Source organism: Acetatifactor aquisgranensis (genome assembly GCF_943193215.1).
GTDB classification, from domain to species: domain Bacteria; phylum Bacillota; class Clostridia; order Lachnospirales; family Lachnospiraceae; genus Acetatifactor; species Acetatifactor aquisgranensis.
On record NZ_CALPDH010000024.1, the window covers coordinates 59,939 to 75,028 of the forward strand.

Here is a 15,090-nt window from a genome sequence, read left to right on the forward strand (position 1 = left end):
TCCATAATAAACCATTGCTCCATATTTTTCTACAGTAATTTTATTTTCCGGATAACTTTTCCCTGCTTTACGTCTGCCCCATCTGGGTCATGTACATCCGGGCATACTCTCCTCCCAGCGCCATCAGTTGCTGATGCGTTCCCTGCTCCGCTATCCGGCCGTCCCGAATCAGAAGAATCAAATCCGAATCCCTTATGGTGGACAGCCTATGGGCAATGAGAAAGGAAGTCCTCCCCCGGGTGATGGCGAGCATCGCCTGACGGATATGCTGCTCCGTCACCGTGTCCACAGAGCTGGTGGCCTCGTCCAGTATCATGATGGGTGCCTGTTCCAGCACGGCCCTTGCAATGGTCAAGAGCTGCCTCTCTCCCTGGCTCAGCTCCGCGCCGCCCTGGTGCAGGATGGTCTCATAGCCCTGCGGGAGCCTGCGGATGAAGCTGTCCGCCCCCGCCGCTTTTGCCGCGGACGCCACCTGCTCCATGGGCACATCGTCATGTCCGTAGGCGATATTCCCCCGAACGGATGTCCCGAAAAGCGCCGTATCCTGCAGCACCACGCCGAAAGCCTGACGCAGCTCTCCCAGCCGGTACTCCCGCAGGTCCGTGCCGTCCAACAGTATGGCGCCCTCCTGCACGTCATAGAAGCGGGTGAGAAGATTAATCAGCGTGGTTTTTCCCGAACCGGTAGGCCCCACCACGGCCACTTTGGTTCCCGCGGGGATCTCCAGATTGATATTCCGCAGAATCGGCTTATCCGGCCGGTAACCGAAAGTCACATTCCGGAAGCTGACAGCGCCGCCCACTCCCACTGCGCTTCTGGCATCCGCCGCGTCCTCCGGCTCGCATTTCTCATCCAGAATCTCCAGGATGCGCTCTGCCCCTGCCACCGCCGTCTGGAAATTGTTATAGATATTGGCGATATCCACGAAAGGCCTGGCAAACTGCCTGGAATACAGCAAAAAGCTGGAAATCTCGCCCACTGTCAGCTTTCCCTCAAGGGCCATCACGCCGCTGACGATGGCTATCAGCACATAAATCAGGTTATTTATCACATTCGTCATGGGCATGAGATAGCCGGAGGCAATCTGTGCCCTGGTAGCTACCTGGCAGAACGCGTCATTGTTCTCCACGAATTTCTCCACCATCTCCTGCTCCCGGGAAAAGGCTTTCACCATGCTGATGCCTGAGATGCTCTCCTCCACCTGGCCGTTGAGTTTCCCCAGAATGGCCTGCTGCTCTCTGAACAGCACTTTCGTCCGCTTTGTCACGGCCCTGGTCAGCAGGAAAATCAGGAGCACCGCAAGGAGCGCGATACAGGTCAGCAGCGGACTCATGTATATCATGGCACAGAAAATACCTGTTATCGTAAAACCGTACATCATCAGCTGGGTCAGCGAATCCGATATGGTGGAGCTGATATTGTCCACATCATTGGTCAGGCGGCTCATCAGTTCGCCGTGCTGCCTGGTGTCGAAAAAGGACAGGGGCAGCTTTTCCATATGGGCAAAGAGGCTGGAGCGGATATGCAGGATCATCCGCTGTCCCACGCCCGCCATCAGGAACTGCTGCAGGAAACGAATCAGCCAGTCTCCCAGGTACAGAGCCGCCAGAATGGCCAGCAGATACAGGCCCGGATTTCCGTTGTCGATGCTGTTGACCGCCCTGCCGATCAGGTAAGGGGACAGAACGGCGGAGCCGGAGGCCAGTGCGGACAGGAGCAGAATCCAGCCCAGCCCTTTCCGATGGCCCTTTGTCAGATTCCACAGCCGCACCAGCGTGCCTTTCATGTCCTTGGGCTTCACGGCGGGGACCCCTCTCGCCCGGCCAAGCTGCGACGGCGGTGTCGCCATATTCTTATCCATGGAAACTGCCTCCTTCCTTCCCGGGCACCTCCGGAGCCAAAGCCGATTCTGCTTTCTCCGGTGCCTTTTCCCTCATTTCTTCCCGCACTTCTCCCTGCGCTTCCTCCGAAGTTCTTCCCTGCGGTTTCCCTTGCGTCCTTTCCCGGAATTTATTCTGCATTTTCTGTCGGGCTGCCTCCTGTCTCATTTTTTCTGTGAACGAATCCATTTCGGCTGCCTTTATGTCTCCCAGACCATTCCCTGCCGCTTCTTCTGTCTGGCTCTCGTTTCCAATCTGGGAGCGGTAGATAGCCTTATAAGGCTCGCAGCCAGCCATCAGCTCTTCGTGGGAGCCAAAGGCGCAGACTCCTCCGTCCTCCATGCAGAGGATATGGTCCGCTTTCATCACCGTGGAAATCCGCTGGCTCACCAATAGCACTGTCATTCCCGCGGACTCCCTGCGGATTCCCGCCAGCACCCATGCCTCCGTGGTGGCGTCCAGGGCGCTGGTGCAGTCGTCCAGAATCAGTATCCGCGGCTTTTTCAGCAATGCCCTGGCAATGGACAGGCGCTGCTTCTGCCCGCCGGAAAGGTTCACGCCTCCCTGGCCCAGCTGCGTCTCGTAGCCTTCCGGCAGCTTTGACACAAATTCATCCGCACAGACCGTCTCCGCAGCTTTACGGATTTCCTCCAAACCGGCCTGTCTATCTCCCCATCGCAGATTCTCCTGAATCGTGCCCGTGAAAAGCAGCGCTTTCTGGGGCACCACGGCTATCATTTCCCGCAGTTTTGACATGGGCATCCCAGTCACGTCACAGCCACCTACCAGCACCTGGCCCTCTGAGGCATCGTAAAACCGCGGAACCAGGTTCACCAGCGTGGACTTTCCTGAGCCGGTGGGGCCGATGATGCCGATGGTCTCTCCTGCCTTGATGGAAAAGCTGACCCTGTGCACTGCCGGGCGGGATGTGCCCGCATAGGCAAAGGATACCCGCCGGAACATGACGCTGTCTTTCCTTTCGTCCAAAGTTTCTTCTACTCTCCGATGCCCAAGCGTCCTGTCCAAATCCTCTGCTTCTTCTCCTTGTCCATGCATCCCGTCCAAGGCCTCTCCTGCCCCTCTCCGCCCAGGCATACTGTCCAGAAGCTCTCCCCGCTTCCCCTGCCCAGATATCCCGCCCGGAATCTCTCCCGCCTCTTTCTGCGCAGGCACCTCGTCCAGAATCTCCCTCACCCTGGCGGAGGATGCCACCGCGCGGACGGCGGAATTCAGGATATTGGACACCATCCCCAACGCGAACAGCACCTGAGTCATATAGTTGACACAGGCCATCAGACGTCCGATTTCCCCGCTCATCTCCCGCCCGGAAAGCCACAGCAGCAGCACGATTCCCTCGTTGACCGTCAGATTGATCATAGGGCCGAATACAGCCATGACCCGCATGGAAGAAATGCCCGCTTCGGCCAGCTGTTCGGCGACATCCCCGAATTTCTCCTGCTCCTGGCGCTCTGCCCGGAACGCCTTTACCACCCGGATGGCGCTCAGGAATTCCCTGCTGGTGCGGTTCAGGCTGTCCAGCTTTCTCTGCATCCTGTCGAACCTGGGATATCCCATCTTCATATTGCCGTAGATCAGCAGACCGGCACAGACCAGAATCACCAGCATCAAAGGCAGCAGCCCGGGCATCTGGAAAATAATCAGCATCACTGCGCCGATACAGGTCACAGGGGCTTTCAGCATGATCCGCATGATGCCGTTGATGAAATTCTGTATCTGGGTCACGTCGTTGGTGATTCTGGTGATGATGGACGCGGGCTGAAGCCTGTCGATATTTTCATAGGACAGGGTCTGTACTTTCTCATAGATGGCAAGCCTGATTTCCTTGCCAATCAGCTGGGACGTCCTGCTGGCGTAGATATTGCGCACCACCGCGCCCACAGCCCCCATGGCGGTAATCCCCAGCATAATCAGGCCATACCGCAGGATAGCCCCCATCTCCTGCCCTTTCACCCCTCTGTCCACGATGTAGGACATGAACGTCGGCTGCAGCAAATCCGCAAAGGTCTCTATGGTGAGGAACACCACCGCTGTCAGGAACATGCCCATGTGTCTTTTGATATAATGCATCATCAGCTTCATATACCATCCCCCCATGCCATGCGAAAAAGAGAACAAGCGCCTTTCCGTAAAGGTAAAAAAGGAGATAGCCGCATAAGGTATCTCCTTTTCATCAGTTTCGCATTCTTTCAGTTGGTAATTACATTTCCTATCTTATCCATTCTATGCCGGAATTGTCAATAGTATTTTTATGCTGCTTCGGTTTTTATTTTTTCTATGGCTTACCGCTTGATATCATAATTCAGTGGGCATAGCGCACATGGCGGGTCAAATCGCCCAGGCCCGAATACTGGAGCATGTACCGAAGCACACCGCCGCATGCTGTCACCAGGAGAATCAGCCCTGTGGGCTCCAGGGACTTTGTCATAATTTTTTCCAGTTCTTCCATTTTATACCCATGCTTCAGGCCTAAGACCAGCATGGCGACAATGGTGGCAATCAGCAATGCCACGAAAGGCTCTCCCAGGAAACCGAACACTGGTGCCAGCCCGCTCAGCGCCGGAACCACCCCCGCTACGGAGTCCAGGATAATCAGCACCAGGGGGATTAGGATGATGCCTACAATCGTCCAGAACTTGGGAAGCTTGGACTCGTCAAAGTCCGCCTGGTAAGCAATACTGCGAGCCCTACGATTGCCGCTATCACCAGTCTGGTAGGATTCAATGCCATTTCCTGCGTCATTTTCATGAGCTCCTTCATTGCAATTTCGTTTCTTTGTTTACTTTTGCATGCATGCTTTTGATTTCCGGATAACATTTCCATTTTTTGCACAAAAAAGAGGGGCCTTTCGATATAGCGTCCCTCTTTTTTTGTCTATTATGCCTATTCTATTTTTCAGGTTGTCTGTGGGGCGTTTCAATCTCCCTCTCTTCCAATATCTTCAGGATGGCCTGACGGTTGTAGGTCAGATGCATCATCATGGCGCAGCGGGCTCCTACCGAGTCCCGCTTCAAGATGGCATCCGTGACGGCACGGTGAGTCTCCAGCGTCTCTTCCAGCAGCAGGCGGTGGGTCACTTTCGCGAAAGTATAGACTGCTGTGTTGATCACCGGAATCAGAGTCTCCACCACCTGGTTCTTGCTGCAGCGGACAATGCAGGTGTGGAATTCTATATCCTTGCTGATATGATTATGGCCGCCCAGGTAGAGCTGTTCGGTCTCATCGCACAGCCTTTTCAGCTGCCGCAGCTCCTTTTCGGTGGCGCTCTTGCAGGCCAGGGCGGCTATCTCCGGATCAATCATGAGACGCACCTCGAACAAGTCCAGGGCAAGCTTATTCTTGTCCTGGATCCTGTCAAGCCCCAGAGGGTCTGTGTCTGTAGCGCTTGGTGCTGATGACATAGGTTCCCGCCCCTCTGCGCACTTCCAGGATGCCCCGGGACACCAGGCCCTTTACCGCCTCTCTTTCCTTTACCTCATCCAGCCGTATTCCGCAATGGTGAAGCCTGTCATTTTCGCTCTTCCGCCATAAGCTCCATTCTGCTTCGGATAATGTCTGCCACCTCTTCCAGGCTTTTCTGACCCGCAAAGTAATATGCCGCTTCCTCCTGCACAATCCGAAGACCTTCCATGTCCCCTCTCTTTATCATCCTGGCTCCCTCCACCATCTGCCTGAGACTGTCTGTGTCCTCCGGCCTGGGGGCGAAGACCTCTATTTCCTCCCCATTCATGTCATAGGTCAAAACAGGCGCTTCCTGCTGCCTGCCGTCCCTGTCGGTATACCATTGCTTCTCTTCCGCATCTTTCAGCTGCTGCTCAAACCTGTCCCTGTCTACGGAAAAAGCATAATTGGGGGTTATCTTCTCCTGCCATTCCCGGGTGAAGAAGCTTTCCACAAATTTCCAGGCGCCGTCTTTATGGCGGCTCTGGGCGCTGACTGCGTAACAGTTGTCCGGATACAGCATCATGCCGTTTCCCGCCCCTCCCGGAAATCCCACGAAAGCCACGTCCTCTCCCCACTGGGATTTATAGTACATATAGGTCTCCGAATCCATCAAGACGAACTGCTCAAACAGGAGCTTCCCATCCCGCCTAAGGGAATCATCAGTGATATATACTGCTTCTTCCGGCATATATTCCGCCAGCCGGATATACTTTTCCAGCAGACCGTCCTCCAGGACGGAAGTACCATCCTCCCCTCCGGCTCCAAACATGACCGAAAGACAGTATTCCAGCATATGCCTCTTACTGGACATGTTATCCCGCAGTTCAGGCTCCTCCTCCAGGACGCGCAGCAGTTCGTCTGCCGTCCATGTCTGTCCCGCTGGTGCCCACTTTTCCTTTGTGATGAATCCTCCCAGCTGGAAATTCGTCGGGAGCATGTACACTTTCCCCTCCGTCTGCAGAGCCTGATAGACAGAGGGCAGCAGATTCTGCGGGCTGACGACCTGGCTGCTCTCCAGGTACGGCGTCAAATCTTCCAGTATCCCCCGTTCACCCATGGTTCTGTCGTCCATATAACCGCCGTCCATCTGGAAGATGTCAGGCCCTGTCCCAGCTGTCAGCTCCGTATACAGGCGCATTGCCGCCGCAGACTCGTCTTCCGTGCCATAGTCCACCATCCGAATCAGGAAATCCGGATTCGTCCGGTTGAACATGGCCACCGCCTGCCGGGTGGCAGCGCTGTCCGACACGTACCCAAGTCTCAGTTCCGTCCGTTTCGTTCCTGTATCCCCTCCGTTCCATTGGGCCTCATACAGGATATCGTCTTCCCTGAAGAGGAACCGGGGGGCTTGTGTATCTCCATACATCCCGAGCACGCTGTCCCCCTGGATTCCGATATCTGTCCAATCGAATATTTTTGTATGTTCTCCCGTTGAAAGGTCGCACAGGGACGCTTCCATGTTCGTATACATATACAGGGTGTCTTCCCCGTTTCCTGTCCTGTTGAAGCGAGCGCCCTGGGAGATGTCTTTCAAAGTCCCAATCTTTCCGTTTTCCCGCCGGAACGTGCCATGGACGGTCTGGAAGTTCTCTGCCTGTAAAGTCAGCGCGTACTTTCCCCCGGCATACAGCACGTCATAGCTTCTGGGTTCTTTCCAGTCTTCCCTCCGGACAATCTCCCCCTCCTGGGAGATCAGGCGATATCCGTATTTTGAGACCAGGAGGAAATCCCCTCCTGGTACTGCCCTTATGCCCCAATCCCATATGCTTCCTTCGCCGCTGCCCAGGCAGATGTCGTTCAGATCCGCCACTGTCCTCTCGCTGCCGTCTGCAGACACCTCCAGCAGCTTTGCCAAATCCTCTTCCTCTGCGGCTTCTGTCAGGATGAAACAGACATTTCCGTCTTCTCCCGCAATGAAGTCTATCGCGCTTCTCTCATTATAGTCAAAACTGCAGAATGGCTCCTCCGGGAAATCTGACCCGGCTTTTGCATAATAGAACCTCTGCACATATGTAGTCTCCGATGATTCCGCGTCCGCTCCATCCTCGTCATCTGTTTCTGCAGCACCTGTTTCCACTATGATTCTGTCCCCGCAGCATCGGATGCCGGAAAAGGTTTCGTCCTCTTTCATCGGTATCTCTGCCATACTCATCACTGTCATTCCGCTGCCGCTCTGCTCCTGTGGGGCAGCATCCGTTGCCGCCCCGCAGGAGCAGAGAATTGCAGCACATAAAGCCAATAAACTAAATGCCTTTGCTCTCTTCATCATGTCCTGTCCTGCTTATTACTAATTAACCGAAATCAACTTGACGGTTCTGTTCATATTGCTCCATGTATTAACTGTACTCTTTCCAAGTCCCATAAAGACATCAATCTTATAACCTTTAATACTCCCTCCTCCATCTTCAGCTACACGGTTTCCTATGCCGGATATGTTGACAGTGGCCCTCTTCCAATTCCCTCCGACCTTCGCTCTGGGAATGAACTCGGGATCCACCGCAATCGTCCGGCCTGCCGTTGCCTCAGTTCCTGTCGCCGTAGTAGGTTTGCTAATATACGAATAGCCGCTGCCATTCCAATAGATGTACCTTCCTGAATCAGCTTTTCCTGTTCCATTCAATTTCACGGCGGCAAGGAAATCAGACCTAAATGTTGCGCCGGTGAGTCCAGAAGCAGACACCTTTGAAGCGCTGTAATCCTTTTCCAGCGCCACTATGTAAGCTGTACAATAAAAAGGATTCTGATAATTCGCAGACACTTTCGGCGTGGCGCTGATTTGATTTGACCAGGGAACCACCCCCTTTCTAAACCCACGACATCCCATAAAAGCTTTCCGCATAAAACACTATTCTACGCTGTTTATAGTATTTTTATATAAAATACAGGGCGGCAACCATACACTGCCGCATTACCGCCCTATACCTTATACCTCCGCCTTCTTCTATCTCTCAATAGATAAGATGTAAAGTCTCAGTAGACACGATACGAACCATCCACATCTACTGCCGTTCCAGTTCCGTTTTCTACGAACACTTTGTAGCTCCCTGACACTGAAACTGAAAAATCATGTGCCACTTTATCTCCCTTTCCCCAAATATACGTCTTCGTTCCATCCGGTTTGATGATTCCCACCTTTACGCTTATATTATCCGGCGAAATCCCCATGCTCACAGATATGGTATCCCCTTTCTTGCAGGAGAACGCTTCCGTCTCTGCCGCTTCCCCACCGTTTATCGTCCATTCCATTCCGACATAAGACCGTGTAATCCTGTATACCTCCCCAGTCCTGACCACAATCCCCTCTGCATACCCCTCCTCCGTATACTCCACATAATCGTCCACCCAGGGCACATACTCTTCTTCCTCCTCCACAGTCGTCAAATGATGCAGATACACATACAGATCCGCGCTCTTCACCGTGGCCGCATAGGCGGACACGGAGCCTGCCGCATAGACTGCTCCCGCCAGCCCCACTGCTGCCAGCTTCGTCATAAACCCTTTCTTTCTGTTCCTGTTCATTTCCTTCACCTTCTCAATCCTTTCTACCAATTCATTTTTGCTTTCCGTCAGCTGTGCCGCCAATGTTCCCTCCGCGGAGAACAGCGCCATGTCCGCTATGACCCGGAAGTACTGTTTTGCCCCTCCGATGGCACTGCACGCTCTGATGTCACAGGCATATTCGCTCCATTTCTGCACCTCCCGGCACAAAAGCCAGGCCAGCGGATTGAAAAAGTGCACGGCCCGCAGCAGCAGGATTCCCCATTTCAGAAGCATGGCTCCTTGCAGATAATGTGTGATTTCATGGGTGAAAATCACCTGTAATTCGTCCTTTTCATAACGCTGTGCCGGTAAGATGACCATTGGGCGCAGCACGCCGCACATACAGGGAGCCGCAAAACAGTAAGAATAGCACACCCGCAGTCTCCGTCCCTTTCCCCCCAAGGCTCCGGTACGCCTCCTGAAACTGTGTGCGGACTTCCGTCTCACAGGGCATGCAGCTTGAGAGCCTCCGGTGCTGCTGCCAGGCATCCCGGACCAGGCTCAGCGCAAGCGTCCCTGCCCCCAGAAGCCAGACCGCCAGGAATATCTTGCCAGCCAGGAACAGCCCGTATGACTTGCTGAACAGATAGCCATGCCCCAGCTCCCGGTTCACCGCTTTCTGCTTTAAAAACGCATAGGCCGCTGGCAGGAAAAAGCTGATCGCCGTCATCTTCAGCAGCCCGAATCCCGCTCTGGCCAGGCCGGCCCTCTCCAGCCCTTGCCAGGCCAGGCGCCAGACCAGGAAGAACAGGCTCCCCGTAAAAGAGGTCAGCAGAATCCCCCAGCCGAATTCAATCATCCAGTCCATCCAGAGCCCTCCTGATCTGTTCCTTGTCCTCCTCCGTCATCTCCCTGGCATGGAACAGACCGGCGACCAGCTCCGCCGGATTCCCCCGGTACCAGAAGTCCATCTCCTCCCGCAGAAGCTTCGCCTTGTAATCCGCCCCGTCTTTGAGCGCTTGGACATAGGACAGCTTTCCCTTTCGGTAGACCCGGACGAAGCCTTTCCCGGCCAGCTTCAGCAGAAAGGTCTGCACCGTAGTCCTGGCGTAGTCTTTGGCATATTTCACCTTCAGGGCTGTCATCAGATCCGGTACCGAGATATCCTCCCCCGCGTCCCAGATGGTCTTCATCACTATGGATTCTGAGCCGCTGAGGTTCCTCTCTTCATACGAAAGGGGGTCTTCCGTTTTTGCTGTTTTTTCCATATTTTCCATCTTCTCCTCCGTTTTCCGAATGCCTAACTGTCTGTCTTTTTCCATTTTACGATATTTATAGTATTTTGTCAATAAAAAGGCATCATTTGTATCCGCTCCACCTTTTTCGCCGGCTGCAATTATTATTATCTTTATGAATCATCAGACAGGCCGGCTGCAATTGTGGCTTGTGCAATTGCAGAGGACATCCTCATCAATGAAGACGCTGACGACATTACCAGCGAAAGTGATTGCTATGCTGAGACTATAACAAAAAATCCAGCCCGGCAGCCGCGTTCTTCTTTCCTGTTATAGTTTTTCTGCTTTTCTTTTTAAAGGCTACATCATCCCGCTGATGAAGATTTCCAGGCCGATGGCAATCAGGATGATGCCGCCGAAGATTTGGGCCTTATTGGAAAGCTGCGTCCCGAACCTCTCCCCTATGGCCAGCCCGGCCATACATATCCCAAAGGTGACCGCCGAGATAATCAGCGCGGCCGCCAGCGCCATCAGCCAGCCGTATTCCGCAATGGTAAAGCCCACGGACAGGGCGTCGATAGAAGTGGCGACACCCTGCACCAGCAGCGCCCCGATGCCCAGGCCCGGCTTCCCCTGACCGGACTCTCCGTTCCTGATGCCCTCCACCAGCATCTTCCCGCCGATGAATCCCAGGAGCAGCAGCGCAATCCACGGAATGCATCTTTCAAACATTTTGAAATACTGCACCACTGTCCGGACGCAAATCCACCCGATCATGGGCATCAGCGCCTGGAATCCGGCGAACACACCGGCTATGCCGCACATTTTGCCTCTCTTCATGTCCGGCTCGTTCAGGCCGTTGGCCATGGACACCGAAAAAGCATCCATGGCAAGCCCCACCCCAAGCAGCACGCTGTTGAAAAAGAAAACAAACCCCCACTCCATTTTTTATCCCTCCCTGCTCCTTTCGGCGGCTGTCGGCGCAGCCGAAAAGCTCTGCCCCGACCCCGGCTCTCTTCAAAGCAAAATTTCTCCTCACTGTATCACTTTTCGACAGGAAAGTCAACTGTTTGCCGTCATTTTGGAAAAAACCGGCCCCGACAAGCAGACTGTGGTCTCCTCTCTGCATTTTCGGATGGTATTCCAGGTTCAGACAAAGCCTCGCATGGAAGTCAGCTTTTCCATCTGATAGGCCAGGACAGACACTGCTTTCTTTCCCTGAAAAGGAATACTGCGTGGTCGCCGGAGGAAGTTATGGTTTTACATAAGGTAAGCTTTTTTAGTATTGGATACTTCAGAATTGATGCGCAGACATTTCACTGTGGATTGGCCGGACGCGCTGCATCGATTTTCCTGACGACAGAGCGATACAGGGCTGCCGCAGCCGCAGCCGTAAGGGCTTCCGCAATCCAAAAGGCATGCCAGACTCCCGCCACGCCGAAAATACGGCTCAGAATCCATGCCGCCGGCAATATGACCGCCACATATCTAAGCAGCGAAATGACAAAGGACATCCCGCCGAATCCAAGTCCCTCCAGCGTCCCGCACACCACCACGGATACGGCGGACACCATGAATCCGGCGCAGATGATGCGCAATGCAGACGCTCCCGCGCTGATTGTATCCCCATTGGACGAAAACATGCCGATCAGGTTCTGCGGAATCAGCAGGCAGAGGGCCGTCCCCAGGACCATCACCAGAAACGCCGAACCAAGCGCCGTCCTGAAAATCCCCCGGACACGCCCCATGAGACCGGCGCCATAATTGTACGCCACCAGAGGGCGGATTCCCTGGACAATTCCATTGGCCGTGAGATAGATAAAGGTCTGAAGCTTATAATAGACCCCCAGAATCAGGATATCCGTCTGGGAAAAAGCCGCCAGAATGGAGTTCAGTACCGTAATCAAAAGCGAAGGGAGCGCCTGGTTCAGAACCGCCGGTATGCCGATGCCATAAAGCCTCCCCGCAAGCCTGCGGCAGCGCCATCCCTCCGCCAGGGAGAGGTGCAGGCACAGCAGGCCTTTCGCCTGGGCAATGAGATAACAGGCGAGCGACACCGCCTGCCCGATGACCGTGGCTGTGGCGGCACCATGAATGCCCATGGCCGGGCAGGGCCCCAGCCCGAAAATCATGATTGGATCCAGAATGATATTTGTGACGCAGCCTGCAATCATGCTGAACATGGTGATGCGGACACGTCCGATGGCCTGAAAAAGTTTTTCATAAATCAGGCCGATCTGGCCCACGAACAGGAAGCCGAAGACAATGCGGGCATATTGGATTCCATAGGTGAGAATTTCCCTGTTTTCGGTAAAGCTCCTGAGAAAAGGCACCGCCGCAGCAAACAGGAGCGCTGTCAGGACAACGGAATGCGCAATGGACAAAAGCAGGCTCAGAGATGCCGCTCCATCCGCGTTTTTCTGGTTTTCCTCCCCCAGAAGGAAAGCCGTCACCGCATTGGCCCCCACGCCAAACCCGATGCTGACCGCGGCGGCTATATTCTGCAGCGGAAAGACCAGTGAAATCGCGGTCATGGCGTCCTCGCTGATTTTCGCTATGAAGAAACTGTCCACTATATTGTACAGCGCATTGATGAGCATCGACAATACCATCGGCACTGCCATGGACATCACCAAGGGCAGGATTTTTTTCGTTTTCATGTAAGTCTGATCCATACGTCGCACCTCCGCAGTAACTCATAAAAAAGCCACAGAGCCCGCAGGATTGTCATCCCTGCAGGACTCTGTGGCGAAAAAAGATTGCTCTGAAAAATCCACTTCCCGGCATCAGCCAGGTTTTAGTTATGTAACAGTATTTCTCACATCCATATCCTATTATATTTGCCCTTAAGCGAAATGTCAAATATTATTCCATTATTTTTTTATGATTTTTTCCCCCTGCACAGTTACTAATATCCTGGTTATAGGTGTCTGACCTGAAAGTTTCTCTGCATAATTTTCCGCCTGCTCATATGGAAGATATATCCCATCGGCCGGCGATGATAAAATTCCGGCTATCAGACAGGGTTCCCAATCTTCTAATTCATCATTGCTTTCTATTTTATCAATATCAACCAGGCAATATTGCCAGTCTATTTCCTGATAGCAATCCAAAAGCCCTTTTTGCTTTTTTTCTGAAATCTTATGTCCATTCACATCTTCCATCATCGCTATGCTGTTTTCTCCCAAAATCAATACAGGCGTATTTCCTACCTGCACTTCATTTGATTCTTTTACTGTCATAATCAATTCTGTCAAATCCACCCCCTGCAAAGAGATTTCCATTGTATAGCCTTCCGCACGGATCTTTGCCGGAATTTCTATGACAGGCGTAACAGAACGGATACCGGGAATCTGTCCTGCTTCTTCTAAAAATTCTTCATGACCAACTATAATAATGACGAAAACCGATATCTGCCAGGAATTTGTTTCCGCTTCCTCATTCACGGTGAGCGACAAAATCTGTGCCTTTTTAATCTCTGTCCGGAAATCCCGCTCTATCTCATAAGTCTTTCCCTTTGCATCCTCATATTTTAGGGTGATTGTTCCCTTCACCTCTCCATACTTTTCTTCATCACTTTTCCCCACGTCTGTACCAATCTCCGTCATTGTCCGTGTTCCTACATAAATGCGCATGGTTCCGGGCCTTTCCGTACCTGCCTCCATATTTCCAATAAATATGTCTTCCATTGGAAATAATCCGGTTCCCGATAAGCTGATCCGCACATTATATACACCGGTACGGCTAAGATTCAGCGCCTTAACGCAAAGTTCCTGCGTTTCAGAAGCATATACAAACGGCGGTATCTCTGCCGCATCCAGTTCCATTTTTATCGGGTAAGCCACAGACAGATTGGCTGTCTCCTGTCCGCTGATTCCCGTTCCCTCTTTATCCTCATAATTAAAATCAAAAGTCAATGGAATCACGCCGCTTTCCGCATCCGCTGCCACCGCTGCCTCAGTTTGCAGTTCTATTTTTTCTCCGGCCCCGATTTCACATTATACATAGCCTGTGATTTTCTGCAGTTTCTAAAAAAAGCCGCCATCTGCTCCTGACTGCCCGCTTCTAATTCTTTACCTGATAAATTATAGCTTTCTAATAATATTTGAGGCGATCGGGTAATCGGTTGTTCCGCAATAGATAAAACTACCCCTTCTTTCCCGACTATGACTGTTCCTTTTTCATCCTCGTATTCCAATTCAAACCCTAACGGAATCATACCGCTTTCTGCTTTTGACGCTACTTTAAGATTACCTTCTATATGAATCACTTCTCCAGGGCCAATTTGAGCAAAGTGAAACGACCCTGGTATCAGCTGCAAAACAGAGCCTGTAGAAACAGCTAGCGAGCATATGGGAGAAGAATTTACCCTCTTTCTGCCAATGTCAAAACAGAGTAGACTTTGTGACTATTTGGACGAGGCCGGGGAACCCGTATATGAATTTAGCTGTTTTGTTGAGTCTAATGTTGCTTACTCTATCGACAATCCGAAACTGGTATCGGTAGCAGAGAGAGATAAGGCGCTGCTGACCTATAAAGAAGAAATGCAGAATTACTTGAATGGACTAAGCGAAACTGAAATAACAGACGGTGATGTCAAAACAATGCTCATAGATAAGTCTGCTGAACTTGCAAATAGCTTGTCTACCGAAAATATGAAACTATCACCTTGTGAAATTTATATGCTTGATATCAACGACGCAGGAACAGAAATTCCCGCCTTCCAAGCGATTTTCTGAAGTCTGCCTGCGGAAACGGCAGACCGCCGCATATGACACTGCGCCATAGCGGCGGTCTTTACATGATTAGTGGCATTTCATCATAAGAATCGTAATCCTATTTGTCAGTCGGCACATTTGCCATTCTCAGGCATTGAACCATTTTTATCCATTCAATATCCGAATCCGAATACTGCATGTATTTCTGGCTTGTCCGGGCAATCTGCGGCAATAGCTGTTCCTTTTCATAATACCTTAATGCTGCTGTCGATAATCCCGTCATTTCTGCTGCTTCTTTTGCTGAATACATATAAA

Annotated in this window: 15 protein-coding genes and 1 pseudogene; 1 reads left to right on the plus strand and 15 read right to left on the minus strand. The window is 52.4% G+C overall.

The features are described from left to right. Window positions 1-67 precede the first annotated feature (67 nt). The 14 genes and pseudogenes from NFS35_RS19475 to NFS35_RS19535 form a co-directional block, all read right to left on the minus strand. Window positions 68-1,861, minus strand: coding sequence for an ABC transporter ATP-binding protein (locus tag NFS35_RS19475; RefSeq protein WP_251208766.1), 1,794 nt, complete (start codon window positions 1,859-1,861; stop codon window positions 68-70). Then, window positions 1,854-3,980, minus strand: a complete 2,127-nt coding sequence (locus tag NFS35_RS19480; RefSeq protein WP_251208767.1) for an ABC transporter ATP-binding protein — start codon at window positions 3,978-3,980, stop codon at window positions 1,854-1,856. Before NFS35_RS19480 ends, NFS35_RS19475 begins: the two co-directional genes overlap by 8 nt. A 247-nt stretch (window positions 3,981-4,227) precedes the next feature. Beyond that, a pseudogene (locus NFS35_RS19485) lies at window positions 4,228-4,575 on the minus strand (GntT/GntP/DsdX family permease); the annotation flags it as partial. Further along, window positions 4,518-4,640, minus strand: a complete 123-nt coding sequence (locus tag NFS35_RS29085) for a hypothetical protein (protein ID WP_275564713.1) — start codon at window positions 4,638-4,640, stop codon at window positions 4,518-4,520. The gene NFS35_RS29085 and the pseudogene NFS35_RS19485, both read right to left, overlap by 58 nt. Window positions 4,641-4,786: 146 nt before the next feature. After that, window positions 4,787-5,299: a FadR/GntR family transcriptional regulator gene (locus tag NFS35_RS19490; protein ID WP_330640367.1), complete on the minus strand. Its 513-nt coding sequence runs from the start codon at window positions 5,297-5,299 to the stop codon at window positions 4,787-4,789. Window positions 5,300-5,406: 107 nt separating this feature from the next. Further along, window positions 5,407-7,611: an ABC transporter substrate-binding protein gene (locus NFS35_RS19495; protein ID WP_251208768.1), complete on the minus strand. Its 2,205-nt coding sequence runs from the start codon at window positions 7,609-7,611 to the stop codon at window positions 5,407-5,409. An 18-nt stretch (window positions 7,612-7,629) separates the two neighbouring features. Beyond that, complete coding sequence (locus NFS35_RS19500; protein ID WP_251208769.1) at window positions 7,630-8,166, minus strand: 3D domain-containing protein; 537 nt, start codon at window positions 8,164-8,166, stop codon at window positions 7,630-7,632. A 146-nt stretch (window positions 8,167-8,312) separates the two neighbouring features. After that, window positions 8,313-9,284 (minus strand): M56 family metallopeptidase, encoded by a 972-nt coding sequence (locus NFS35_RS19505; protein ID WP_251208770.1) that lies wholly within the window; start codon window positions 9,282-9,284, stop codon window positions 8,313-8,315. Further along, window positions 9,175-9,690, minus strand: a complete 516-nt coding sequence (locus tag NFS35_RS19510; protein ID WP_251208771.1) for a hypothetical protein — start codon at window positions 9,688-9,690, stop codon at window positions 9,175-9,177. The genes NFS35_RS19505 and NFS35_RS19510 overlap by 110 nt, the downstream gene beginning before the upstream one ends. Then, window positions 9,674-10,090, minus strand: a complete 417-nt coding sequence (locus NFS35_RS19515; protein WP_251208772.1) for a BlaI/MecI/CopY family transcriptional regulator — start codon at window positions 10,088-10,090, stop codon at window positions 9,674-9,676. Before NFS35_RS19515 ends, NFS35_RS19510 begins: the two co-directional genes overlap by 17 nt. 327 nt (window positions 10,091-10,417) lie before the next feature. Beyond that, on the minus strand, window positions 10,418-11,002 hold the full coding sequence (locus NFS35_RS19520; protein ID WP_251208773.1) for a manganese efflux pump MntP: 585 nt from the start codon (window positions 11,000-11,002) through the stop codon (window positions 10,418-10,420). Window positions 11,003-11,373: 371 nt separating this feature from the next. After that, window positions 11,374-12,732 (minus strand): MATE family efflux transporter, encoded by a 1,359-nt coding sequence (locus tag NFS35_RS19525; protein WP_251208774.1) that lies wholly within the window; start codon window positions 12,730-12,732, stop codon window positions 11,374-11,376. A gap of 198 nt (window positions 12,733-12,930) precedes the next feature. Beyond that, a complete protein-coding gene (locus NFS35_RS19530; protein ID WP_251208775.1) occupies window positions 12,931-13,884 on the minus strand; it encodes a COG1361 family protein in 954 nt (317 codons plus the stop codon). Window positions 13,885-14,027: 143 nt separating this feature from the next. Next, a complete protein-coding gene (locus NFS35_RS19535; protein WP_251208776.1) occupies window positions 14,028-14,378 on the minus strand; it encodes a hypothetical protein in 351 nt (116 codons plus the stop codon). Window positions 14,379-14,409: 31 nt separating this feature from the next. On the opposite strand from NFS35_RS19535, the gene NFS35_RS19540 reads away from it, so the two are divergent. After that, the gene (locus NFS35_RS19540; protein WP_251208777.1) at window positions 14,410-14,796 is read left to right on the plus strand and encodes a hypothetical protein; all 387 of its coding nucleotides are present in this window, start codon (window positions 14,410-14,412) and stop codon (window positions 14,794-14,796) included. Between the two features lie 97 nt (window positions 14,797-14,893). Here the strand turns inward: NFS35_RS19540 and NFS35_RS19545 are convergent, their stop codons facing one another. Next, window positions 14,894-15,085 carry a MerR family transcriptional regulator gene (locus NFS35_RS19545; RefSeq protein WP_251208778.1) on the minus strand — a complete coding sequence of 64 codons (192 nt, stop codon included), beginning with the start codon at window positions 15,083-15,085 and terminating at the stop codon, window positions 14,894-14,896. Window positions 15,086-15,090: the final 5 nt, after the last annotated feature.

What these genes read in the sequence shown, in the direction of transcription:
- NFS35_RS19525 (WP_251208774.1), bottom strand. Translation starts at nt 12,732, where the DNA reads ATGGATCAGACTTACATGAAAACGAAAAAAATCCTGCCCTTGGTGATG.
- NFS35_RS19480 (WP_251208767.1), bottom strand. Translation starts at nt 3,980, where the DNA reads ATGAAGCTGATGATGCATTATATCAAAAGACACATGGGCATGTTCCTG.
- NFS35_RS19475 (WP_251208766.1), bottom strand. Translation starts at nt 1,861, where the DNA reads ATGGATAAGAATATGGCGACACCGCCGTCGCAGCTTGGCCGGGCGAGA.
- NFS35_RS19510 (WP_251208771.1), bottom strand. Translation starts at nt 9,690, where the DNA reads ATGGACTGGATGATTGAATTCGGCTGGGGGATTCTGCTGACCTCTTTT.
- NFS35_RS19540 (WP_251208777.1), top strand. Translation starts at nt 14,410, where the DNA reads ATGGGAGAAGAATTTACCCTCTTTCTGCCAATGTCAAAACAGAGTAGA.
- NFS35_RS19490 (WP_330640367.1), bottom strand. Translation starts at nt 5,299, where the DNA reads ATGTCATCAGCACCAAGCGCTACAGACACAGACCCTCTGGGGCTTGAC.
- NFS35_RS19545 (WP_251208778.1), bottom strand. Translation starts at nt 15,085, where the DNA reads ATGTATTCAGCAAAAGAAGCAGCAGAAATGACGGGATTATCGACAGCA.
- NFS35_RS19530 (WP_251208775.1), bottom strand. Translation starts at nt 13,884, where the DNA reads ATGGAACTGGATGCGGCAGAGATACCGCCGTTTGTATATGCTTCTGAA.
- NFS35_RS29085 (WP_275564713.1), bottom strand. Translation starts at nt 4,640, where the DNA reads ATGACGCAGGAAATGGCATTGAATCCTACCAGACTGGTGATAGCGGCA.
- NFS35_RS19520 (WP_251208773.1), bottom strand. Translation starts at nt 11,002, where the DNA reads ATGGAGTGGGGGTTTGTTTTCTTTTTCAACAGCGTGCTGCTTGGGGTG.
- NFS35_RS19495 (WP_251208768.1), bottom strand. Translation starts at nt 7,611, where the DNA reads ATGATGAAGAGAGCAAAGGCATTTAGTTTATTGGCTTTATGTGCTGCA.
- NFS35_RS19500 (WP_251208769.1), bottom strand. Translation starts at nt 8,166, where the DNA reads ATGGGATGTCGTGGGTTTAGAAAGGGGGTGGTTCCCTGGTCAAATCAA.
- NFS35_RS19515 (WP_251208772.1), bottom strand. Translation starts at nt 10,090, where the DNA reads ATGGAAAAAACAGCAAAAACGGAAGACCCCCTTTCGTATGAAGAGAGG.